The 21,649-nt window shown below is 71.3% G+C and carries 26 protein-coding genes and 1 tRNA gene; 21 read left to right on the top strand and 6 right to left on the bottom strand.

The features are described from left to right. Nucleotides 1–87: 87 nt before the first annotated feature. From VFO26_RS16225 to VFO26_RS16215, 3 genes are read left to right on the top strand one after another with little or no spacing between them, the layout of a single operon-like run. A complete protein-coding gene (locus VFO26_RS16225; RefSeq protein WP_325116113.1) occupies nucleotides 88–1,422 on the top strand; it encodes a glutamine synthetase family protein in 1,335 nt (444 codons plus the stop codon). Beyond that, complete coding sequence (locus VFO26_RS16220) at nucleotides 1,373–2,041, top strand: sugar transferase (protein WP_325116154.1); 669 nt, start codon at nucleotides 1,373–1,375, stop codon at nucleotides 2,039–2,041. The genes VFO26_RS16225 and VFO26_RS16220 overlap by 50 nt, the downstream gene beginning before the upstream one ends. Then, on the top strand, nucleotides 2,041–2,451 hold the full coding sequence (locus VFO26_RS16215) for a thioesterase family protein (RefSeq protein WP_325116112.1): 411 nt from the start codon (nucleotides 2,041–2,043) through the stop codon (nucleotides 2,449–2,451). The genes VFO26_RS16220 and VFO26_RS16215 overlap by 1 nt, the downstream gene beginning before the upstream one ends. Nucleotides 2,452–2,482: 31 nt before the next feature. Here VFO26_RS16215 and VFO26_RS16210 read toward each other — a convergent pair whose 3' ends face one another. Continuing rightward, nucleotides 2,483–2,893, bottom strand: a complete 411-nt coding sequence (locus VFO26_RS16210) for a universal stress protein (protein WP_325116111.1) — start codon at nucleotides 2,891–2,893, stop codon at nucleotides 2,483–2,485. 118 nt (nucleotides 2,894–3,011) lie between these two features. Here VFO26_RS16210 and VFO26_RS16205 point away from each other — a divergent pair, with 118 nt between their 5' ends. From VFO26_RS16205 to VFO26_RS16195, 3 genes are all read left to right on the top strand, one after another. Continuing rightward, nucleotides 3,012–3,752 (top strand): gamma-glutamyl-gamma-aminobutyrate hydrolase family protein, encoded by a 741-nt coding sequence (locus VFO26_RS16205; protein WP_325116110.1) that lies wholly within the window; start codon nucleotides 3,012–3,014, stop codon nucleotides 3,750–3,752. Then, nucleotides 3,749–4,924: an iron-containing alcohol dehydrogenase gene (locus VFO26_RS16200; protein WP_325116109.1), complete on the top strand. Its 1,176-nt coding sequence runs from the start codon at nucleotides 3,749–3,751 to the stop codon at nucleotides 4,922–4,924. The genes VFO26_RS16205 and VFO26_RS16200 overlap by 4 nt, the downstream gene beginning before the upstream one ends. Nucleotides 4,925–5,379: 455 nt before the next feature. Next, nucleotides 5,380–5,574 (top strand): hypothetical protein, encoded by a 195-nt coding sequence (locus tag VFO26_RS16195; RefSeq protein WP_325116108.1) that lies wholly within the window; start codon nucleotides 5,380–5,382, stop codon nucleotides 5,572–5,574. Here VFO26_RS16195 and VFO26_RS16190 read toward each other — a convergent pair. Together VFO26_RS16190 and VFO26_RS16185 are read right to left on the bottom strand one after the other, a co-directional pair. After that, a complete protein-coding gene (locus VFO26_RS16190; RefSeq protein WP_325116107.1) occupies nucleotides 5,571–7,016 on the bottom strand; it encodes an aldehyde dehydrogenase family protein in 1,446 nt (481 codons plus the stop codon). The genes VFO26_RS16195 and VFO26_RS16190 overlap by 4 nt on opposite strands. A 165-nt stretch (nucleotides 7,017–7,181) precedes the next feature. Beyond that, entirely contained in the window at nucleotides 7,182–7,694 is a 513-nt protein-coding gene (locus tag VFO26_RS16185; protein WP_325116106.1) for a secondary thiamine-phosphate synthase enzyme YjbQ, read from the bottom strand. Between the two features lie 89 nt (nucleotides 7,695–7,783). On the opposite strand from VFO26_RS16185, the gene VFO26_RS16180 reads away from it, so the two are divergent. The 7 genes from VFO26_RS16180 to VFO26_RS16150 all read left to right on the top strand — a co-directional run bounded on the left by VFO26_RS16180 (nucleotide 7,784) and on the right by VFO26_RS16150 (nucleotide 12,078). After that, a tRNA-Ile gene (locus VFO26_RS16180) sits at nucleotides 7,784–7,857 on the top strand. 461 nt (nucleotides 7,858–8,318) lie between these two features. Then, the gene (locus tag VFO26_RS16175; protein ID WP_325116105.1) at nucleotides 8,319–8,441 is read left to right on the top strand and encodes a hypothetical protein; all 123 of its coding nucleotides are present in this window, start codon (nucleotides 8,319–8,321) and stop codon (nucleotides 8,439–8,441) included. A gap of 164 nt (nucleotides 8,442–8,605) precedes the next feature. After that, nucleotides 8,606–8,752, top strand: a complete 147-nt coding sequence (locus tag VFO26_RS16170) for a hypothetical protein (RefSeq protein ID WP_325116104.1) — start codon at nucleotides 8,606–8,608, stop codon at nucleotides 8,750–8,752. Between the two features lie 394 nt (nucleotides 8,753–9,146). After that, complete coding sequence (locus tag VFO26_RS16165; RefSeq protein ID WP_325116103.1) at nucleotides 9,147–9,737, top strand: hypothetical protein; 591 nt, start codon at nucleotides 9,147–9,149, stop codon at nucleotides 9,735–9,737. A 64-nt stretch (nucleotides 9,738–9,801) separates the two neighbouring features. After that, nucleotides 9,802–10,722 (top strand): pyridoxal 5'-phosphate synthase lyase subunit PdxS, encoded by a 921-nt coding sequence (gene pdxS / locus VFO26_RS16160; RefSeq protein WP_325116101.1) that lies wholly within the window; start codon nucleotides 9,802–9,804, stop codon nucleotides 10,720–10,722. 47 nt (nucleotides 10,723–10,769) lie between these two features. After that, a complete protein-coding gene (gene pdxT / locus VFO26_RS16155; protein ID WP_325116100.1) occupies nucleotides 10,770–11,336 on the top strand; it encodes a pyridoxal 5'-phosphate synthase glutaminase subunit PdxT in 567 nt (188 codons plus the stop codon). Beyond that, nucleotides 11,323–12,078, top strand: coding sequence for a YebC/PmpR family DNA-binding transcriptional regulator (locus VFO26_RS16150; RefSeq protein WP_325116099.1), 756 nt, complete (start codon nucleotides 11,323–11,325; stop codon nucleotides 12,076–12,078). The genes pdxT and VFO26_RS16150 overlap by 14 nt, the downstream gene beginning before the upstream one ends. 128 nt (nucleotides 12,079–12,206) lie before the next feature. Here the strand turns inward: VFO26_RS16150 and VFO26_RS16145 are convergent, their stop codons facing one another. Beyond that, nucleotides 12,207–12,542, bottom strand: a complete 336-nt coding sequence (locus tag VFO26_RS16145) for a cupin domain-containing protein (RefSeq protein ID WP_325116098.1) — start codon at nucleotides 12,540–12,542, stop codon at nucleotides 12,207–12,209. 49 nt (nucleotides 12,543–12,591) lie between these two features. Between VFO26_RS16145 and ruvC the strand changes: the two genes are divergently transcribed. The 4 genes from ruvC (at nucleotide 12,592) to VFO26_RS16125 (ending at nucleotide 15,170) form a co-directional block, all read left to right on the top strand. Then, complete coding sequence (gene ruvC, locus VFO26_RS16140) at nucleotides 12,592–13,080, top strand: crossover junction endodeoxyribonuclease RuvC (RefSeq protein ID WP_325116097.1); 489 nt, start codon at nucleotides 12,592–12,594, stop codon at nucleotides 13,078–13,080. A gap of 10 nt (nucleotides 13,081–13,090) precedes the next feature. Continuing rightward, entirely contained in the window at nucleotides 13,091–13,666 is a 576-nt protein-coding gene (gene ruvA, locus VFO26_RS16135; protein ID WP_325116096.1) for a Holliday junction branch migration protein RuvA, read from the top strand. 173 nt (nucleotides 13,667–13,839) lie between these two features. Further along, nucleotides 13,840–14,844, top strand: a complete 1,005-nt coding sequence (ruvB, locus tag VFO26_RS16130) for a Holliday junction branch migration DNA helicase RuvB (protein WP_325116095.1) — start codon at nucleotides 13,840–13,842, stop codon at nucleotides 14,842–14,844. A 23-nt stretch (nucleotides 14,845–14,867) separates the two neighbouring features. Beyond that, nucleotides 14,868–15,170, top strand: a complete 303-nt coding sequence (locus VFO26_RS16125) for a hypothetical protein (protein WP_325116094.1) — start codon at nucleotides 14,868–14,870, stop codon at nucleotides 15,168–15,170. Nucleotides 15,171–15,175: 5 nt separating this feature from the next. Here the strand turns inward: VFO26_RS16125 and VFO26_RS16120 are convergent, their stop codons facing one another. Further along, nucleotides 15,176–15,646 (bottom strand): hypothetical protein, encoded by a 471-nt coding sequence (locus tag VFO26_RS16120; protein ID WP_325116093.1) that lies wholly within the window; start codon nucleotides 15,644–15,646, stop codon nucleotides 15,176–15,178. Between the two features lie 186 nt (nucleotides 15,647–15,832). Here VFO26_RS16120 and VFO26_RS16115 point away from each other — a divergent pair, with 186 nt between their 5' ends. The 3 genes from VFO26_RS16115 to VFO26_RS16105 all read left to right on the top strand — a co-directional run bounded on the left by VFO26_RS16115 (nucleotide 15,833) and on the right by VFO26_RS16105 (nucleotide 20,601). After that, complete coding sequence (locus tag VFO26_RS16115) at nucleotides 15,833–16,042, top strand: hypothetical protein (RefSeq protein WP_325116091.1); 210 nt, start codon at nucleotides 15,833–15,835, stop codon at nucleotides 16,040–16,042. Between the two features lie 185 nt (nucleotides 16,043–16,227). Continuing rightward, nucleotides 16,228–18,105 (top strand): single-stranded-DNA-specific exonuclease RecJ, encoded by a 1,878-nt coding sequence (gene recJ / locus VFO26_RS16110; protein WP_325116090.1) that lies wholly within the window; start codon nucleotides 16,228–16,230, stop codon nucleotides 18,103–18,105. A 285-nt stretch (nucleotides 18,106–18,390) separates the two neighbouring features. After that, the gene (locus tag VFO26_RS16105; RefSeq protein ID WP_325116089.1) at nucleotides 18,391–20,601 is read left to right on the top strand and encodes a bifunctional (p)ppGpp synthetase/guanosine-3',5'-bis(diphosphate) 3'-pyrophosphohydrolase; all 2,211 of its coding nucleotides are present in this window, start codon (nucleotides 18,391–18,393) and stop codon (nucleotides 20,599–20,601) included. An 86-nt stretch (nucleotides 20,602–20,687) separates the two neighbouring features. On the opposite strand, the gene VFO26_RS16100 is transcribed toward VFO26_RS16105, so the two are convergent. Then, complete coding sequence (locus VFO26_RS16100; protein WP_325116088.1) at nucleotides 20,688–21,314, bottom strand: TPR end-of-group domain-containing protein; 627 nt, start codon at nucleotides 21,312–21,314, stop codon at nucleotides 20,688–20,690. Between the two features lie 51 nt (nucleotides 21,315–21,365). On the opposite strand from VFO26_RS16100, the gene VFO26_RS16095 reads away from it, so the two are divergent. After that, the coding region (locus tag VFO26_RS16095; RefSeq protein WP_325116087.1) for an RNA polymerase sigma factor at nucleotides 21,366–21,649 on the top strand (284 nt) is incomplete at its 3' end.

Raw genomic sequence — 21,649 nt, 5'->3', positions numbered from 1 at the left:
TATTCACCTATGCGGCGTTCCTCGTGTCAAGACATGTCAACGATCAGCGAGTGTCGTCCGCGAGGCGGACGGAATAGGATCGCCGCCATGCTGACCTTCGCGGAGCTGAAGGCGCTCGCCGCGACCGGCGAGGTCGACACGGTCGTCGTCGCCTTCACCGACATGCAGGGGCGCCTGCTCGGCAAGCGCCTTCACGCCGAGTTCTTCGTCGAGGAGATGGAGGCGGAGCACCCGGTCGAGGGGTGCAACTACCTGCTCGCGCTCGAGATGGAGATGGACCCCGTGCCGGGCTACGAGATCGCGAGCTGGGAGCAGGGTTACGGCGACTTCGGCATGCGCCCCGACCTGGCGACGCTGAGGCGGGTCCCCTGGCTCGAGGGGACCGCGCTCGTGCTCGGCGACGTCCAGTGGCACGACGGCTCGCCGGTGCAGCCGTCCCCGCGACAGGTGCTTCGCGCCCAGATCGAGCGCGCGGCGGAGCTCGGGCTCACGCCGATGATGGGCTCCGAGCTCGAGTTCTATCTCCTCGAGGAGACCTTCGCCGAGGCGCACGCCAACGGGTACACGGGCCTGACGCCGACCGTGCCGTACATCCTCGACTACCACATCCTGGCCACGACCTACGACGAGCCGCTGCTCCGCGCGATCAGGAACGGGATGCAGGAGGCGGGGATGCGAGTGGAGGCCTCGAAGGGGGAGGCCTGGCCCGGCCAGCAGGAGATCAACTTCCGGTTCTCGGACGCTCTGACGATGGCCGACAACCACGCGATCTACAAGAACGGGGCCAAGGAGATCGCCTTCCTGCACGGACGCTCGATCAGCTTCATGGCCAAGCCGTTCGAGGGCTGGATCGGCAACTCGTGCCACATCCACTCGTCGCTCTTCCGCGGCGACCAGCCGGCGTTCGCGGACGACGAGGTGCTCTTCGGCCGGTGGCTCGCGGGTCAGATCGCGTGCGCGAAGGAGCTCGCGGTCTTCTTCGCACCCACGATCAACTCGTACAAGCGCTACGCAGCGGGAAGCTGGGCGCCGACCACGCTCGCGTGGGGCCACGACAACCGGACGTGCGGCTACAGGGTCGTCGGCCACGGCACGGCGAGGCGCGTGGAGACGCGGATCCCGGGCGGCGACGTCAATCCCTACCTCGCGTTCGCTGCGATGATCGCGTCAGGCCTGCACGGGATCGAGCAGGGCCTGGAGGCACCGCCGCCGCTGCAGGGCAACGCCTACGAGTCCGACTCGGAGCGGTTCCCCTCGTCGATGAGAGAGGCGATCGCGGCGCTCGAGCAGGGGTCGATGGCGCGCGCCGCCTTCGGCGACCAGGTCGTCGACCACTACCTCAACTACGCACGCACCGAACAGGGGCTCTTCGATCGCTTCGTCACCGACTGGGAAAGAAAGCGCTACTTCGAGCGCATCTGACCCCCTGCGGCTGCCACGGGCGAAGCGGGCCCTCGACGTCGCCGTCTCGGGGTCGTTGCTCGTCGCGCTCACGCCGGTGTGGGCGGTGGTGCTCGGCGCAATCGGCGTCGACATGCTGCGCTGCCCGCAGGACCGCGGGCGCCTCATCTACCGGGAGCGGCGCATCACACGCGGCCGCCCTTTCGAACTGCTCAAGCTCCGTACGTTGCGCGAGAGCGTGCTCGTCGAGGCGGCGGGCCATGTCCGGCCCTTCGAGGCGGACGCCGCCAATCTCACCTGGGCCGGCCGCCGCGTGCTGAAGCCGATGTACCTCGACGAGCTCCCGCAGCTCGTCAACGTCCTGCGTGGGGAGATGAGCCTCGTGGGGCCCCGCCCGCAGCCCGAGCAGCTCGTCGAGCGGCAGCTCGCGCGCGGCCTCGACTACCGGCTTCGCGCGATCGCGGGATGGACCGGCCCCGCCCAGGTCGAGAAAGGGCACGACGTGGCATCCGAGGAGCTCGACCTGGCGTACGTCGAGCTGCTCGCGTCCGGGTCCGGCTGGGAGGTCGTCCGGCGCGACCTGGACATTCTCCGTCGTACGGTGGGGACCATGCTGCGCCGCGAGGGGCTCGCCTACTGATGACCCACGAGAAGAGGATCGAGATCCGCTGGCGCGACCTGGACGCGTACCGCCACGTCAACAACGCGGTCTACGCCACCTACCTCGAAGAGGGCCGCGACGAGTGGATGGTGCGCGCGCTCGGCGACGCAGGCGACCCGTGGGACTACGTCCTCGCCCGCGTCGCGATCGACTTCCGCCGCGAGCTGACGCAGGAAGACGACGCCGTGCTCGTCCGCATCCGCCTCACGCGCATCGGCACCTCGAGCCTGACGCTGCGCGAGGAGATCGTGACCGTCGACGGCTCCCTCTCGGCCGAGGCCGAGGCCGTGCTCGTCGCGCGCGACCCCGAGACGGGTCGCTCCCGGCCGCTCACCGACGTCGAGCGGGGCGTGCTCGCCGCTCGGCTCGAGCCGGGGGACGGCGCCTGACACCCTGCCCGGTGTCAGGCGCCGGCGAAGCTCAGTGGACGATCAGCACGTCGGTGTGCGCCGCATGCGCCACCGCGTCGCCGACCGAGCCCTCGATCACGCGCGAGACGAGGCCGCCTTCGTGCGCGCCCAGCACGATCAGGTCGGCCTTCCTCTCGTCGGCCAACTCGACGATCGCATGGCTCGGGTCGCCGGTGGTCACCACCGCTTCCACGTCCGTCAGGCCGAGCTCGGTGAGCCGGGCGACGGCGTGGTCGACCTCCTTCCGATGCCGCGAAGGGGGATCGGCGGGATCCCACGGGCCCTGGCCTCTCGTGAGCAGCACCGGGGCGACGCTCGTGACGAGCACCTTCGCCGAGAGGGCCTTCGCCAGCTCCGCGGTGCGCTCGAGGATGCGCCGCGCAACCGGTCGCTCCTCGTAGGCGAGGAGGATGGTCTTCATCACGCACCTCCTTTCTCGCCCAGCCTCGCGCGCCCGCGCCGCCACCGCATCCGCAAACGGCGCGATCGGGCGTGCGGGGAGCTACGGATTCGCCGTGGGTGTTGCGTAGGCTTGAGCCGTGGCCGACCGGCCGATGATCGGGATCACGTCCTACGCGCAGCCCGCGCGCTGGGGCGCCTGGGAGCTTCCGGCCGCGCTCGTGCCGTTCCACTACGTCGAGTCGGTCGAGCGGGCCGGAGGCCGGGCACTCGTCGTGCCGCCGAGCGTGGAGGCGGTCGACGAGACACTCGACGTCCTCGACGGCGTCGTCTTCTCGGGCGGGATCGACATCGATCCACAGACGTACGGAGCCGAGCGCCACGAGCAGACCGACCCCGCGCAGGCGCGCCGCGACGCGGGCGAGCTGGCGCTCCTCCGGCGGGCCCTCGAGCGCGACGTGCCGACGCTTGCGATCTGCCGCGGCTTCCAGCTCCTCACCGTCGCGCGCGGAGGCGACCTCGTCCAGCACCTGCCCGAGTCGCTCGGCCACGAGGGCCACCGCGAGGTGCTCGGCGCGTTCTCCGAGCATCCCGTCGAGGTGAAGGAGGGGACGAAGCTCGCCGAGATCCTGGGACCGCGCCACGACAGCGTCCAGTCGAGCCACCACCAGGGTGTCGGCCGGGTGGGGGAGGGCCTCGTCGAGACCGCCTGGGCCGAGGACGGCTCGCTGGAGGGCCTGGAGGATCCCGACAAGCGATTTGCCGTCGCGGTGCTCTGGCATCCGGAGATGGAAGAGGACAAGCGCCTGTTCGAGGCTCTCGTCGCCGAGGCGCGGCACTATCGGGCGGAGCGCTCCGCGCCCAGGGCCGCGATCCCGTGACGGCGCCCGTCACCGCGTTCCACTCCCAGCTGCCGGTGAAGATCGCCTTCGGGGACGGCGTCATCGCCGAGCTGGGGGACGCGCTGGCGTCGCTTCGCGCGACGGCAGCGCTCGTCGTGGTCGAGGAGCCCGTCGCCGAGCACTCGGACGTCGTGGCGGCGCTGCGTGCGGTGGAGAGCGCCGGCGTCCGGGTCGAGCGCATCGTCAAGGGTCCGGGCGAGCCGACGTTCACCCTGGCGAACGAGCTCGCCGGGCGGGTGCGGGGCCGGGCGCTGGACGCGGTCGTGGGCATCGGCGGCGGCTCGGCGCTCGACGTGGCGAAGGCCGCCAGGATCGTGGCCGACCAGGGCGGAGAGGCCTCCGACTACGCGAGCGGCGCGCGCACGCCCGAGCCGCCGCGCATCGGGCTGGTCCTCTGCCCGACGACGGCGGGGACGGGAAGCGAGGTCTCCGGCGCGAGCGTCCTCACCGATACCGCCGGCGACCGGAAGATCGGCTTCGGGCATCCGGACATGCGAGCCCAGCACGCCCTCGTCGACCCGGTGCTCACACACGGGCTCCCGCCGGCACCGACAGCCCACTCCGGTGTCGACGCCATCGCGCAGGCGATCGGCGGCTGCACCGTGGCGAACTCGTCGCCGCTCTCCGTGGCGTTCGGGCTGGAGGCCTGCCGGCACGCCGCGCGGTCGGTCCGCGAGGCGGTCGCCGACGGGGGCGACGAGGACGCCCGACGGCGCCTCTCCTGCGCGAGCCTGATCGCGGGGCTCGCGATGAACCTCTCCGACTGCGCTGCCGATCACGCGCTGGGGCAGGCGCTCGGGAGCGTGAAGCACCTGCCGCACGGCCTGACGGTCGGCCTCGTCCTCGCCGAGACCCTCGACCTCACGCGCGCGGACTGCGCCGACCGCCTCGAGCGGGTGGCCGATGCCCTGGGCGAGCCCGCCGACGACTCCACGGACGGCTCACGTGCCGTACGGGCCGTACGCCGGATCCTCGCGGACGTCGGCTTTCCGACTCTCCGGGACGCCGGGGTGACCGAGGGCGATCTGCCCGCACTCGTCACGAGCGCGACCGGCGAGCAGTCGTACAACCTCGAGGTCGACTGTCACGACTGGTCCGAGGCCGAGGTCGAGCAGGCGTTCCGGGCGGCGCTGGCTCTGGAATCCCGCTGACCCGATGCTAGGCTGGCCGCAGCCGAGGTGATGCCGGCGGTTGCCGGCACCTCGGTGGTAACGCCCGAGCCGTCCTGCGGATTCGGGACACGTGCCTCGACAGCAAGGTCGTGAGATTGAGGTTCCCAGGCGCCGCCCGGCCCGCCCACCGCGACCGACGAGGCTTCGCGTCGTGACACCGCTCGATCCGGCGCGCGGCTCGGGCCAACGGCCCACGCCGATCGGGCCGTTCAACGCGGTGCAGCCCGGGACGACGCGATCACGCCCGATCCCGGCACCGTGGATCGACTGCCCGGTCTGCGCGTGGCGGCACTACCCGAGCACGAGCGGGGGCCGTTGGCAGATCGCGACAGGCTGCGCGTCCTGCGGCGCGCCGCTGGACACCGACTGACCCCGGACGGCGGGCCGCCGCCGCGCCCTCCGGCCACCATCCCCGAGGAGAGGACACCACGCCGATGCGATCCAAGCGACAGATGACCATGGCGAAGATGATGCGCGAGCAGGCGGTCCGTGACCGGCGCGCGCGCAAGCAGGAGAAGAAAGAGGCGCGCCGCCAGGCGGCGACGCCCGGTGAACCGGACGCCGTCACTCCGGAGGAGACGACTCCGACCGCCGACGGCCAGGAGCCCGGCTCGCCCCCGTCCAGCTAGGGCTCCGTCGAGACGAAGACGCTCTTCAGCTCGGTGTTGTGCACGAGCCCGTCCATGCCGAGCTCCTTGCCGACCCCCGACTGCTTGTAGCCGCCGAACGGCGCCTGGGGGAAGACCGAGCTGTTCGAGTTCACGCCGATCGCCCCGGTTCGGAGAGCGCGGGCGACGCGGAGCTGACGTGCGCCGTCGCGTGTCCACAGCGACCCGGAGAGGCCGTACGGCGTGTCGTTCGCCAGGCGGACCGCCTCCTCCTCGGTCTCGAACGTGATCACCGAGACGACAGGCCCGAAGATCTCCTCGCGCGCGACCACCATCTCGTTCGTGCAGTCCCCGAGAACCGTGGGGCGGAGGTAGAAGCCGCCGGCGAGCGCCCTGTCGTCCGGCCGGGAGCCGCCCTCCAGCACCGTCGCCCCCTCGTCGACTCCACGGGCGATGTACCCCTCGACGGTCTCCCGCTGCCCGGCCGAGACGAGTGGGCCGACCTGGGTCTCCGGTGACTCGGGATCTCCGACGACGATCTCCCGCGTCGCGGCGACGTAGTGCTCGAGCAGCTCCTCCCGGGCCGAGGCCTCGACGAGCAGCCTGGAGCGGGCGCAGCAGTCCTGACCGGCGTTCTCGAAGACGGAGAACGGTGCCAGCCGCCCCGCCTTCGCCAGGTCCGCGTCTGCGAAGACGATGCAGGCGCTCTTGCCCCCGAGCTCGAGCGTGACGCGCTTGACCGTGCCGGCTGCCTTGCGCGCGATCTCGATCCCGACCTCGGTCGAGCCGGTGAACCCGACCTTGCCGACGAGCGGATGCTCGACGAGCGCGTCACCCACCGCGCCTCCGGGGCCCGGGACGACGTTGAGCACGCCCGGGGGGAGCCCCGCCTCGAGACCGAGCTCCGCATAGCGAAGGACGGAGAGAGGGGAGAGGCTCGCGGGCTTCAGCACGACGGTGTTCCCGGCCGCGATCGCCGGCGCCGTCTTCCAGTTGCCGATGTTCAGCGGGAAGTTCCACGGCGTGATCAGCGCCGCGACGCCGATCGGCTCGCGGAAGGTGAGAACGATGCCGTCGCGGTCGACGGGGATCGTCGAGCCGAAGAACTTGTCGACCGCGCCCGCGTAGTAGCGCATGACCGCCGCGGCGTTGCCCGCGCACCAGCGCGCGTCGCCGATCGCCATGCCCATGTCGCGCGTCTCGATCAGCGCGAGCTCGTCCGCATGCTCCTCGATCAGGTCGGCCCAGCGGTAGAGCACCTTCGCGCGCTGGACCGGCGTGCGCACGCCCCAGTCCTCGAACGCCCTCGCGGCGGCCCGCGCGGCGCGGTCGGCATCCTCGGGCCCGGCCTCCGCAACGGTCCGGAACACCTGGCCCGTCGCGGGGTTCACGGTCTCGAAGGTGCGGCCCTCCGCGGACGGCACCCGCTCGCCGCCGATCAGGAGGTTCTCGACCGCGCCCACGTCGGCAACCCTAGATGGGAGAGCATCGAGTCAGGCTGGTTCGGCCGCTCGAGATTCGCCTCGGTTCGCGGCCGGAGGGCGGCCTTGCCGCCCGGGAGGCCAGCGTGCCTGTCGATGCCGAGCCCGAGGAGGGGGCTCGTGGGGGAACCAGGGTTCCCTGCGTCGTCAGACGCCGACGACGTGGACGAGCCAGCGGCGGTCGCGCTCGCGGTCGAGCTCGAGGAACAGCACGCGCTGCCAGCGGCCGAGGCACAGGACGCCGTCCCGCACGGGGATCGACTCGCCCGCCGGCCCCATCAGCATCGACATGCAGTGCGAGTGGCCGTTCGAGGCCTCCATGTCCTCCTCGGACACGTTCTCGGTGCGCCTGTCCCAGTCGTCGTGCGCGTAGTAGTGCTCGGTCGGGACGAGCCGCCGGAGCAGGACCGAGAAGTCCTCGAGGAAGCCGCGCTCGTACTCGTTGACGCGCACCGAGCAGGTCGTGTGCGGCGAGTAGACGCAGCACACGCCGTCGCGGACACCGCTCTCGCGGACCGCCTCCTGCACCTGCTCGGTGATGTCCGTCACCGAGAGCCCGCCCGCCGTGCGGAAGTGCGTCTCTCGATGGAAGGTCTTCATCGAGCCGCCGTTCGGGACGGAGCCCAGTGTCGCCTCGGTTGGCCCGGGTGCGCTCGCCATCCGACCGCATTGTGTCAGCAGCGCGGCAGAGAGGTCGCGCGCAAGCGATGACCCGGTTAGCGGACGGAGGCTCTACGCTGGTGCGAAGCGGGCCCGTAGCTCAGCTGGTCAGAGCAGCCGACTCATAATCGGTAGGTCCCTGGTTCGAGTCCAGGCGGGCCCATCATCCGACGCCGGGGGGATGCCGGGCTCACGCCGAACGTGCTTGTCTGTAGACGGCCCCGCTGCGCGACCCGTATCCCCCCTGCGCGCGGCGGGGCCGCCCGACCAGGTTTTCTATCGCGCGTGCGGCGCCGGTGGACTGGACGTTCGACCCGACTTCCCCTACCCGCACGAGGGGCACGCGCAGGGAACAAGAGGTGCGCGGAGCGGCTGCGGGAAACGTGCATGAGGATCGCGGACGGCGGGTATACACGCTCATCATCGACAGCGTCACCAGGGGGGAGCGGATCGTGTCCACCGACGATCATGAAGTGCGAGCCGGCGCAGAGGTGAGGCCCGACCACGAGGTCGGCGATCCCGATTCCGGCTGGCCGCAGCTGTCGGAGCTCGATCTCGGCGTCTGCCTGTCCACGTCGCCGGCACGGGCGGACGGTGGTGCCGAGGAACCCCGAGCGAGGGCCGATGGAGCTTCTCACCGGAGGTAGGAAGCGACGCCGACAGCGGGGGCTGGCGCCGCGGCTCTGGCTCGCTGCGGCAGGCATCGCCGCCGTGGTCGTCGCCGCCGCGCTCCTCGTCAGGGTCTAGGTGTAGTCCCGCCGGCGTCCCGACGGCGACCGGAGGCTCGCTCCGCATGACACAAGACCCCCCGAAGTGGGGGTGGATCCACGCCCCGTCGCCGCGATCGACCTGTCATCACGACCGTCGAAGAGCACGCAGCGGACGCGATACCCGGGTACGCCGCCGGGGGCATGCAGCCCTCCGAGGCACTTCTGTCCACTCGCTGTGGTGACCAGGAGAGCGACCCGTCCCTGATGCTCGGCGTGGTGATCCTCGTCGCGGTCAACACGCTCGTCGTCGTGACGCTGATCGTCGGCCTCGTCTGGATGCTCGCCTGACCGTGCGCGGCGGGGCCTAGCGGCCTCTGCCATACGCGCAGCTCTCCGGCTCCGCTCGAAGGCGAGCGTCCCCGGGAGGAGTCGGACGGTCCGCGCGGTATCTCGCATGGGCGGCAGGTCCGGTGACAGGCCGCCTGAGGGTTGGGGACCCCGACCCTCGAGAGGACGGCTGCGGAGCCGCCGCCACCCCCTCCCCTGAGGTGCGGCGGCCCGCGCCGCCCACCGGGAGAAAGCTGGGGGCCCGGCACTCGGGCCCCCGGTCACGACGCAACGTCGAGGCAGGCGAGTTGTCGCCCGTGGGGAGAGGAGTCGCGCCGCGCTGGTGGTATCTGTCTCACATCCGGTGCTCGAATACGAGAGAATTGGCCATCCATCGAAAGGAAACGGGCGGAAAATGGACAAGTTCAATGAGCTCACCACGGGCGCAAAGCTCGTGCTGGGCGCGACGATCGTTTTCCTGATCGTCTCGTTCTTCAGCTGGTTCGACTACGGGGGACCGGGAGAGGACGAGCTCGACGCGATCGGGGCCGACACGGGCATCACGATGTGGCACGGCGTCGGCTGGATCGCAGGTTTGCTCGCGATCGGGCTGATCGTCTGGCAGGCGCTGCGCCTCGCCAACATCGAGTTCGAGGTCGGAGTCACGCCGTCGATGATCACGGCCGCGCTCGCGGTGCTGCTGCTCATCTTCACGTTCATTCGTTGGATCGACAAGCCGGGCGGTGACTTCGTCGATCGCACGTTCTGGTCCTGGCTGGGACTCGCACTGGCGATCATCATCGTCGTCGGCGCCTGGATGAACATGCAGGCCTCGGGCGAGAGCCTGGCCGACGTCAGGAGCCAGATGTCGTCCGCGACCTCGAGGGCTCGAGACGCGGTCGACCGTGACGACACGCCCGCCCAGGCACCGCCCCCACCGTCTGCCCCGGACACCGCCGACACCGTCGTCGACGACGCCGGCGACGAGCCACCCAGACCGGCCTGACGGCTTCCACCGCGGGGCGCCTCGCCTTCGATTGACGGTCGAGGCGCCCCGCTACACTCAGCGCATGGCCGAGATCGGCACGCTGCGCGTCAAGACGGGCCTCGCAGAGATGCTCAAGGGCGGGGTCATCATGGACGTCGTCGACGCCGACCAGGCGCGGATCGCGGAGGAGGCCGGCGCGTGCGCGGTGATGGCGCTCGAGCGGGTCCCCGCCGACATCCGCCGCGACGGCGGCGTCGCCCGCATGTCGGATCCGCAGCGGATCCGGGAGATCCAGGAGGCGGTCTCCATCCCGGTGATGGCGAAATGCCGCATCGGCCATTTCGTCGAGGCGCAGATCCTCGAGGCGCTGGAGATCGACTACATCGACGAGTCGGAGGTGTTGACACCTGCCGACGTCGAGCACCACGTCGACAAGCACGCCTTCACGGTCCCCTTCGTGTGCGGCGCCACGAACCTCGGCGAGGCGCTCCGGCGGATCGCGGAGGGCGCAGCGATGATCCGGACGAAGGGCGAGGCCGGGACGGGCGACATCGTGAACGCGGTCACGCACATGCGCGCCGTGTTCGGAGCGATCCGGCACCTTCAGGGCTTGCGCGACGAGGAGCTCTACGCCGCCGCCAAGGAGCACCGGGCACCGTACGAGCTCGTCCGCTGGGTCGCCGAGAACGGCCGCCTGCCGGTCGTCACCTTCACGGCGGGCGGGATCGCGACCCCGGCCGACGCGGCGCTGTGCATGCAGCTCGGCGCCGACGGCGTCTTCGTCGGGTCGGGCATCTTCAAGTCCGGTCGCGACATCGAGCTCGACTCCGACGGCTGGGCGGAGGACGTCTCCCGTCGGGCGAAGGCGATCGTCGAGGCCACGACGCACTACGCCGACCCGAAGATCCTCGCCGAGGTCTCGTCGGGGCTGGGGGCGCCCATGGTGGGCATCTCCGCGAGCACGCTCCCCGAGGGGGAGCGTCTCGAAGTTCGCGGCTGGTAGCGCACGCAGCACAGGCGCAAAGCCGGCCCGATCTACACTTCGAGTAGATGGACGGGAGGCCGCGGATCGGAGTCTTGGCCCTGCAGGGAGCCTTTCGCGAGCACGCGCGCGCGCTGCGGGCGGCGGGAGCGGATGTCGTGGAAGTGCGCCTTCCCGAGCACCTCGACTCCCTCGACGGCCTCGTCATCCCGGGCGGGGAGTCCACGACGATCACGAGGCTGGCATCGCTCTACGGGCTCGAGGAGGCGATCCGCGCGTTCGACCGGCCGGTCTTCGGCACGTGCGCCGGGATGATCCTCGTCGACCGGGCGCACCTCGGGCTGGCCGACCTCGTCGTCGACCGGAACGCGTACGGGCGTCAGGTCGCGAGCTTCGAGGCGGACGTCCCTCTCGAAGGCGAGAAGCGGCCGTTCCGGGGCGTCTTCATCCGCGCCCCGCGCGTTCGCGACGTCGGCAAGGACGTGGAGGTGCTGGCGGAGCTAGACGGCGAGCCGGTGCTCCTGCGCGACGGTCAGGTGCTCGTTGCGTCGTTCCACCCCGAGCTCACGGATGATCCGCGGATCCACGAACGGTTTCTCGAGCTGGTCACGGAGGCGACGAGTGTCAGGGCATAGCAAGTGGTCGACGATCAAGCACAAGAAGGGCGCGGCGGACGCCAAGCGCGGCAAGCTGTTCTCGAAGCTCTCCCGCGCGATCATGGTCGCCGCAAAGGAGGGCGGCTCCGACCCCGCCTCGAACCTGGCGCTCCAGAACGCGATCGAGAAGGCGCGGTCGTACTCGATGCCGAAGGACAACATCGAGCGTGCGATCGCCAAGGGCGCGGGCGAGGGGATCGACGGCGCGAGCTTCGAGACCGTGGTCTACGAGGGCTACGGGCCGGAGGGCGTCGCGGTGATCGTCGAGGCGCTGACGGACAATCGCAACCGCACGGCGTCCGACGTGAGGCACCTCTTCTCCAAGCACGGCGGCAACCTCGGCGCGACCGGGGCCGTGGCATGGCAGTTCGAGCGGCGCGGCGTGGTCCTCGTCGACGCCGACGGGGTGGACGAGGACGAGCTCGTGCTCGCAGCGGCCGACGCGGGCGCCGACGACGTCGAGCTCGACGGCACGAGCTTCGTCGTGTCCTCGACGCCCGAGGGGCTGACCGGCGTGCGCGAGGCCCTCGAGACCGCGGGGTACACGCTCGAGTCGGCGGGGCTCTCCATGGTGCCGAAGACCACGGTCTCGATCGCCGAGGAGTCGACCGCCAAGCAGGTCGTCCGGCTGGTCGAGGGCCTCGAGGACAACGACGACGTGCAGGACGTCTACGCGAACTTCGACATCCCGGAGGCCGTGCTGGAGGCCGTCGCCTCCTGAGGAGGGGGCTCGTGGGGGAACCAGGGGTTCCCCCGCGTCGAACGACGACGTGCAGGACGTCTACGCGAACTTCGACATCCCGGAGGCCGTGCTGGAGGCCGTCGCGACCTGACGTCGCGCGGGTGCGTTCACGAGGGCGAGGCGGGGAGACGCGCGATCTGGAGACCGCCCCTGCGGCGGTGCACGGTGAGGCAGCGAAGGCCGTCGGGGCCGGCGGCGACGCTTCGGCTCGCGCCGCGGGGCACGATCGCGAACGAGCCGGCTGCGAGGGGATGCTCGGAGCGGTCCACTGCGAGGGTGCCCGAGCCCGCGAGCGCGAGGATCGCGACGTCGCACTGTTGGTTCACGTGCTCGGGCTGTCCTTCGCCCGCGCGCCAGACGAGGAGCGTCGCGTTCAGCTCCTCGCTGGCCGTTCCCCACGCAGGGCCGCGCCCGTCGAGCGCCGTCAGGTCGACGATCTCCACGCCCGGACCGTAGACGATTGCCGTCCGGAGGGACCCGTACCCTCTGCACGTGAAAGTCCTCGGCATCGACCCAGGGACGGCGACGTGCGGGTACGGGATCGTCCACGTAAACGGCGGGCGTATCAGGGCTCTCGACCACGGGTGCTGGACGTCCGGCGCCAGGGAGCGCCCGGAGCTTCGCCTCAGGACGATCTTCGAGGGGGTCACCGGCCTCATCCACGAGCACGCCCCGGACGCCGTCGCGCTGGAGGAGTCGTTCGTCGGTGCCGACGCCCGCATCGCGCTCTTCGTCGGGCAGGCGCGCGGCGCCGCGCTCGTCGCGGCCGCGTCGGCCGGGGTCGCGTGCACCGAGTACGCGCCGGCGCGCGTGAAGCAGGTCGTGTGCGGGTACGGCCGGGCCGACAAGGGCCAGATCTCGCGGATGGTGCGCATGCTGCTCTCGCTCGACTGCGAGCCCGAGACGTCGCACGCGGCCGACGCGCTCGCCGTCGCGATCTGCCACGTGTCCATGCCGCCGCTCACCCGCCTCGCGTCGTGAGGGCCGGACCGTGATCGCGCGTCTCCGGGGGAGACCCGCAGGCCGCACGCCGGACGGCCTCGTGCTCGACGTGAACGGCGTCGGCTATCTCGTCGCCGCGACGCCGGCCGTTCTCCGGCGTGCGACGGCCGGCGCCGAGGTGACGGTCGAGACGTACCTCCACGTCCGCGAGGACGCGATGCAGCTCTACGGCTTCGTGGACGGAGAGGAGCGCGAGCTCTTCGTGCACCTGCTGACGGTCAGCGGCGTCGGGCCGAAGGTCGCGCTCGCGGTCGTCTCGGGCTCGCCTGCGGCCGAGCTGCGCCGGGCCATCGCACTCGGCGACCATGCGCGCTTCCAGGCGATCCCCGGCATCGGCAAGAAGACGGCCGAGCGGATCGTCCTCGAGCTCAGGGAGAAGCTCGGCACCGTCGTGGAGCCCGCGCTCTCCGCCGTGGGTGACGCGCCCGGCCACGCCGTCGCTCGCGACGCCCTCGTCGAGCTCGGGTACGCCCTCGTCGACGCCGAGCGGGCGCTTGCCGAGATCGATCCCGACCTGCCGGCCGAGGAGCGCGTCCGGCTCGCGCTGCGCGGTGCGGCGGCATGAGGATTGCCCTGATGAGCGAGCCCATGCGCGCTCCTGGGGCGGCGCTCGCGGTGCGGGGCCGGAGGGCACAGTATGCGTAAGACGGGCCCGGACGGCACCGTGCCGCGAGCGACGTCAGGCGGCGGCGGAGCCGGGCTTCGCCCGGCGGGAGCTGCCGCCCGCCAGGAGCGCGCATGAGCCAGTTCCTTGCGCCCGCGCTGCGACCGGAGGAAGAGGAGGCGGAGCGCTCGCTGAGGCCCCGCCGGCTCGACGACTTCGTCGGCCAGGAGAGGGTCAAGGAGCAGCTGCAGATCGCGCTCGACGCGGCCAAGGCGCGCGACGAGGCGCTCGACCACGTGCTCCTGGCGGGCCCGCCCGGGCTCGGGAAGACGACGCTGGCCCAGATCGTGCGCGAGGAGCTCGGCGTCGGTCTGCGCACGGTGGCCGGGCCTGCGCTCGAGAAGAAGGACATCGCCGCGATCCTCACCGCCCTCGAGCCGCGCGACGTGCTGTTCGTCGACGAGATCCACCGCCTCAACCGCTCCGCCGAGGAGATCCTGTACCCGGCGCTCGAGGACTTCCGGCTCGACATCGTCTTCGGGCAGGGCGCCGCCGCGCGGACGCTGACGCTCGACCTGCCGCCGTTCACCCTCGTCGGCGCCACGACGCGGACCGGTCTGCTCACGACCCCCCTCCGAGACCGCTTCGGCATGACCTTCCGGCTCGGCTACTACGACCCGGGGCAGCTGGCCACGATCGTGCGCCGCTCCGCAGGGATCCTCCAGGTCGAGATCGCCGACGACGCGGCCGAGGAGATCTCGTCGCGCTCGCGCGGCACGCCGCGGATCGCGAACCGCATCCTCCGGCGCGTACGCGACGTCGCGGAGGTGCGGCACTCCGGCGCCGTCACCACCGCCGTCGCACAGGAGGCGCTGGAGCTGCTCGAGGTCGACGAGCAGGGGCTCGAGCGCGTCGACCGCGAGCTCCTCGAGGCGGTGGCGGTCAAGTTCGGTGGAGGCCCGGTCGGCCTCTCGACGCTGGCAGTCGCGCTCGGCGAGGAGACCGACACGATCGAGGACGTCTACGAGCCGTACCTCCTGCAGCTCGGGTTCCTGCAGCGGACGCCTCGGGGCCGGGTGATCACCGACCTCGGGAGGGCACACCTCGGCACGACGCGCGACGACACGAGCCTGTTCTGAGCACCGCGATCTGGACACCCGGGATGCCCGGCCCGCTCGACGAGCTGGTCAAGCGGATCCTGCGCCGGGTCGAGGCGTTCAAGCAGGAGCACGGGCTGGAGGACGCCGAGGTGAGCCTCGAGCTCGTCGACGGGTCGCTCCACCGGCTGAGGACGCTGTCGGCAGAGCCGGGCTTCGGCTTCGTCAGCTTCTGCCCGCACTGCGACGACGACGATCCGGAGGAGATCATCGTCCCGCTCGGCGCCGTGCGAGAGCTGCGCATCGGCGCGCCGACGCAGGAGCGGGCACCCGGGTTCACCGGGTCCGGCGACTCCGGCGAGCTCTAGCGGGTTCAGCGGCTGTCGCTGCGGAACTGGAGCGCGCGCCACGAGGGCGTCGGGGCGAGCTCGAGTAGGGCGCGCCCGCCCGCCGGCTCCGCGTAGGCGAACTCGCCGTTCTCCTCGTCCCAGACGATCTCGAGCAGGCCCTCCTTGACACGATGGTCGAGGTAGGCACCCCGGAAAACGAGCTTGCGGAGCCAGTAGACGAGCGACTCGCCGTCGACGAGCGCCAGCCGTTCCCAGTTGCGGACGAGGTACGCCCCGAGGGCGCTCCGCGACTGCGCGATGCGCCCGTCGGCCGAGAGCTCGACGAGGTCGGCGACCTCGTCCGGGTCGAGGTCGTTCGAGGGCACGAGGCCGAGCTTGACGGCAGCGGCACCGACCCGCTCCTCGAAGTCGCGCGCGCCGAACGAGAAGCGGTACCCGAGGAACTCGAGCGTGTAGTCGTCGCCTGACGAGTAGTTCGACGCGATCTCGCTCATCGGACGCAGGCTAGTACACGTCTCCGTCAGTTCGTCCGTGTCCGGAGGGCCCAGACCGAGCAGTCCCGGGACGCAGGGAGCCCCGATACCCTCGGTCTCGGGGCGACCGAGGACGACGGAATGCGACGCGTTGGGGGCCGCCGGGCACACCACTGCACGTGCGGAGGCGTGGACTACCCTGCGTGTGTGAAGAACCGCCGCCTCGTGATCGGGATGATCGGCGCGGTGCTCGCCATCTGGCTGGTGGGCGCCGCGGTGACGAAATACTCGATCGAGCAGATGGCGTACTTCGCGCCCATCGCGGTGTGCGTGCTCGGAGCGACGGTCGCCGTGGTGATGCTGTGGGTCAAGGTGATCCTGCAGCTCCGGCGCGAGCGGCGCGAGCGGCGCGCGTAGAGATCCTGCTCGCGAGACGGGGCTCCGCAGAAGCGGAATCCTGCCGCTGATCCCCGCCTTCGGAGCGGCCGATCCCCGAACGCGGCGGCTTCGCGGCCGCAGCTGCGGGGAGGCGTCAGAGGCAACCATTCGCGACCCCCGGCCACGAACGTCCGTCCGACACGGTCCGTACCGTCGGCGGGGCGATGCAGGAGGGCCGCTGGACCACTCGACCGTGTGACTGGGACCGTGTCGAGGCGCTCGCCGACGAGCTCGGCGTGAGCCAGACGACGGCGACGGTGCTCGTCCGCCGCGGTCTCGGGGAGCCCGCCGCAGCACGCGTGTTCCTCGACGCGGCGCCGCCGGCGCACGACCCCTTCACGCTCGGCGACATGGCCACGGCGGTCGAGCGCATCCGGTCGGCGGTCACCGCCGGCGAGCGGATCTGCGTCCACGGGGACTACGACGTCGACGGGATCTCGGCGACCGCCGTGGCGGTTCTCGTGCTCGAGGAGATCGGCGCGAACGTCGAGTACCGTCTGCCGAGCCGCTTCGAGGAGGGCTACGGCCTCGCCGGGGAGACGATCGAGCGTCTCGCCGAGGAGGGCGTCGACCTCGTGCTCACCGTCGATTGCGGGATCACGGCCGTCGAGGAGGTCGCCCGCGCACGGGAGCTCGGGCTCGACGTGATCGTGACCGACCACCACCGGCCGGGCGAGAAGCTCCCCGACTGCCCCGTCGTCGCGACCAGGCCCTCCCGCTACCCCTGCCGGGAGCTCTGCGGCACGGGGGTCGTCCACGTGCTCGCCCGGGCGCTGCTCGGCGACGACCACCCCGCCGTCGCCCGCACGCTCGACCTCGTCGCGCTGGCCACGATCGCCGACGTCGTCCCGCTCGTCGACGAGAACCGCGCGCTTGCTGCGGCCGGGCTCCGCGCGCTCGCGCGCACCGGTCGGCCGGGCCTGCAGGCGCTCATGCACGCAGCGCGGGTCGACCCCGCGGCCGTCGACGCGACCGCCGTCGCCTTCCGGCTGGCTCCGCGGATCAACGCAGCCGGGCGACTGGGACGGCCGGACCTCGCCCTCGAGCTCCTGCTCACCGAGGACCGTGCCGAGGCCCGCTCGCTCGCGGCCCAGCTCGAGGAGCTCAACCGGGATCGCCAGGGCGTCGAGGAGCGGATCCTGCGCGACGCCATCGCCCGCGTCGAGGCGTTGCCGGCTGCCGTACGCGACCGGAGGGGATACGTCCTCTGGGACGAGAGCTGGCACGAGGGCGTGATCGGGATCGTCGCGTCGCGCCTGGTCGAGCGGTTCCACCGCCCGGTGGTGCTGATCGCCAGGAGCGGTAACGGCTGGAAGGGCTCCGGACGCTCGATCGCGGACTTCGACCTCCACGCCGGGCTCGGCGCGTGCGCGGAACACCTGGGACGCTACGGCGGGCACCGCGCCGCGGCCGGGCTCTCGATCGAGACGGAGCAGCTCGAGGCGTTCTCCGAGGCATTCGGGAGACATGCGGACATCGAGCTCGCGGACGTCGACCTCCGCCCGCTCACGACCGTGGACGCGATCGTCCCGGCGAGCGCGCTGACGCTCGAGCTCGCGCAGGAGCTCGATCTGCTTGCCCCGTTCGGGCTCGGAAACCCCGAGCCGACGTTACTCGTCGCGTGCATCGAGGCGACAGGCGCGACCGCCGTCGGGGAGGGCAAGCACCTGCGCTTCCGCGTGCGTCAACAGGGGCGGGATGGAGGCTCGGCGATCGCCTTCGGGCTCGGCGCCCAGGTCGATCGGCTCCAGGGTGCCACCCGCTTCGACGTCGCCTTCCGCCTCAAGGAGAACCGCTGGAACGGCACCGTCGCGCCACAGCTCGTCGTACGACGGGTCTTCGACGCGCCGGACGCCTACGACGAGCTGCGCGCGTGGCTCGTGGAGCAATGGAGAGCGGGCGAGGCGGCGTGGACGCCGGAGGCGAGTCGGATCTTCGCCGAGCTCGGGCTCGCCGGCGGCGTGAGGCGCCAGCTGCTCGAGTCGGCCAGCTTCCGTGCGCTCCTCGAGCGCGGCCCCGTGGAGCTGCCGGAGGCCGCGTAGGCCATCCTCTCGAGAGCATGAGATCGCGCGCCGTCTTGTCGCATGGGGGCGGGACGGGCCTGGGACGGCCGGAAGCGCCCGCATTCGCAGGCTGTCAGGAGGTGGCCGAGGTCGTCGGGGACGTCAGCGTCGCGTCGAGGCGGCGAGCATGAAGAGCATGCGCCGCAGCCGACGTCGTTCCAGGTAGTCACGCACGAGCCGCATGATCCACACCCTTCGTCGCGACCGGGCGGGCTCCTTCCCCCCTTAGGGGGAACTCGCGCCTTCGGCCCGTACACTGGGTTCATGACGGTCGTAGGCGCCGAACAGCATCACGAGAACCTCGTCGAGGAGCTGCTCGCGACCGTCGAGACCTACAACCCCGACGTCGATCGCGACCTCATCCGACGGGCGTTCGAGACTGCCGAGCGCCGCCACCGGGGGCAGCTGCGCCGCTCGGGCGAGGACTTCATCCACCATCCGTGGGGAGTGGCGTGCATCTGCGCCGAGCTCCATCTGGACGGCCAGACGATCGCCGCGGCGCTGCTGCACGACGTCGTCGAGGACACCGAGGCCGAGCTCGACGACCTCCGGGCCGAGTTCGGCGCCGAGATCGCCCAGCTCGTGGAGGGCGTCACCAAGCTGACCCGGATCCAGTTCTCCAGCCGGGAGCAGGCGGAGGCGGAGAACTACCGCAAGATGATCGTCGCGATGGCCCAGGACGTGCGGGTCATCCTGATCAAGCTCGCCGACCGGCTGCACAACATGCGCACGATCGAGTACCTCGGCAAGCAGAAGCAGGTGCAGAAGGCGAAGGAGACGCTCGAGGTATACGCGCCGCTGGCGCACCGCCTCGGCATTCACGCCCTGAAGTGGGAGCTCGAGGATCTCTCGTTCCAGGCCCTCCACCCCCGCAAGTACGCCGAGATCAAGGCGATGGTCGCCGACCGGCGCGCCGACCGGGAGGAGCAGGTCGACCAGGCGGCGACGATCCTGGCGCTCGAGCTCGAGAAGGCGGACATCCCGGTTGCCATCTCGGGCCGCGCGAAGCACTTCTACTCGATCTACGACAAGATGGCCAAGAAGGGCCGCGAGTTCAACGAGATCTACGACCTCACGGCGATGCGCGTCATCGTCGACCGCTCGGGCGAGGAGGGGACGCGCGACTGCTACGGCGCGCTCGGGATCATCCACTCCCTCTGGAAGCCGATGCCGGGGCGCTTCAAGGACTTCGTCGCGATGCCGAAGCTCAACCGGTATCGCTCGCTGCACACCACCGTGATCGGCCCTTCCGGGACGCCGCTCGAGATCCAGGTGCGCACGCGCGACATGCACGAGGAGGCGGAGCTCGGGGTCGCCGCCCACTGGCTCTACAAGCGCGGCAAGGCGGGGAAGGGCGACGACGAGTGGATCACGTGGGTGCGCTCGCTGATGGACTGGCAGGGCGACGAGCAGGACGCGGCCGAGTTCATGCGGACGCTCCGCACCGACCTCTTCGACGACGAGGTCTACGTGTTCACCCCGAAGGGCGAGGTGAAGACACTGCCCGCGGGCGCCAGCCCGATCGACTTCGCCTACGCCGTTCACACCGACGTCGGCCACCGGACCGTGGGGGCGAAGGTGAACGGGCGGATCGTGCCGCTCCACTACCGGCTCAAGAACGGCGACTTCGTCGAGATCCTCACCTCGAAGTCGGGTCGCGGGCCGTCACGCGACTGGCTCTCGCTCGCGGCCTCCTCCCGTGCCCGCAACAAGATCCGCCAGTGGTTCCAGCGCGAGACACGCGGTGAGACCGAGCAGCGCGGCCGGGAGGCGCTCGACCAGGCGCTGAAGGGCCAGAACCTGCCGTACCGCAAGCTGCAGGGCTCCAGCGTCCTCGCCTCCGTGATCCGCGAGCTCGGCTTCAAGAAGGCCGAGGACTTCTACCTCGCGCTCGGCTCGGGGAAGATCGGGACGGGGCACGTCGTCAACAAGGTGCTCCAGCGCCTCAAGACGGACGAGGTCGACGACGAGCCCGTGATCACGGTCAAGCCGGCCGCGCGCAAGCGGATCGTCAGGGGCGAGTCCCTGGGCGTGGTCGTTCCCGGGGTCGAGGACGTGCTCGTCCGGCTGGCGAAGTGCTGCACCCCCGTGCCGGGCGATGACATCAAGGGCTACATCTCGCTCGGACGGGGCATCACGATCCATCGCGGCGACTGCCCGAACGTGAAGGCGCTGATGCGGAACCCGGAGCGGTTCACCCCGGTGGAGTGGGAGACCGGCACGACCTCGTCGAGCTTCCGCGTGCAGATCGCCGTCGACGGCTGGGACCGGGCGCGGCTCCTCGAGGACGTGGCCCGCACGTTCGCGGAGCACGGTGCCAACATCGTCTCGTACGGCGGCACAGTCGAGGACGGGATGGCCAGGAACTGGTACACGGCCGAGCTCGGCGACGTGAAGGCCCTCCGCTCGCTCCTCACGTCGCTGCGCAACCTGGACGCCGTGTTCGACGCGTACCGGATGACGCCCGGCGCGTAGGACCTGCTCCCGGCCGGCACGAGCCGGCCTCCGGGCCGCGCCAGCCCGGCGCCGCATGCGCGACGGCTTGCGGCGCTCGCCGCGAGTCAGAGCCGGTCGCGTACCGAGACGAGATCGTCGTCGCCGGCCGCCCACTCGCGTGTGCGCGGATCGAGCTCGACGGCCCGGCGCAGCGTCTCGAGCGCCTCGTCCTCGCGCCCGGCCAGGGCGAGCCAGCAGGCGGTCGAGTAGATCACGCCGACGTGATCCGGGAAGCGCTCGTTCGCCTCGTCCATCAGGCGGAGCGCCGCCTCCGGGTCGAGCGGGTCGCGGAACCGCTCGGCCTCGAAGTACCACTCCCAGGCGGACGGGGTGTACGCCTCACCCGGCTTGCCACCCACCGCGAGCACCGTCGTTCCCGGCTCGGCGGCGCTCGCGTACCGTCGCACGGTCGGGTCGCGGAGGAACACGATCGTCCCCGCGGGCGCGTCCAGGCTCTCGCCGTCGAGCTCGAAGGTCGCCCGGCCGGCGAGCACGAGATAGACCTCCTCGTGCCCGAGCCGCTCCTCGCTGTGGCGCTCGACGACGTCGTCACCGACGTTCTCGCCCGTGTACGCGTTCATGCCGAACGCCTCGATCCCGAGCGTACGGCGCACCGGCTTCCAGCGAAGCTCGCCTGCGACGGTGATCGGCGGGACGTCGTCGAGGCGGAGACTCGTCCAGCGCTCGCTCATCGCCTCGACGCTACCGGAACCTGCGGGAACCGCCGGGTGTAGAAGAGCCGAGTGGGGAGCCGACCACTGGACGAGACGACGCTCGTCATGCGCGCGAAGCGTGGCGACGTGGACGCCTACGAGGAGCTCGTACGCATGCACCAGGAACTCGCATTCCGTGTCGCGCTGGTCGCCGCGGGTGACCGCGGCGACGCGGAGGAGGCGGTGCAGGACGGCTTCGTCAAGGCGCACCGGGCCCTCGGCCGCTTCCGCGAGGGCTCCCCGTTCCGGCCCTGGCTCCTCCGGATCGTGGCCAACGAGGCGCGCAACCGGCGGCGGTCGGCCGGTCGCCGAGC

Origin of the sequence: Gaiella sp. (assembly GCF_035710885.1) — a bacterium.
Classification (GTDB): domain Bacteria; phylum Actinomycetota; class Thermoleophilia; order Gaiellales; family Gaiellaceae; genus Gaiella.
This window is presented reverse-complemented; position numbering and strand designations above follow the sequence as displayed.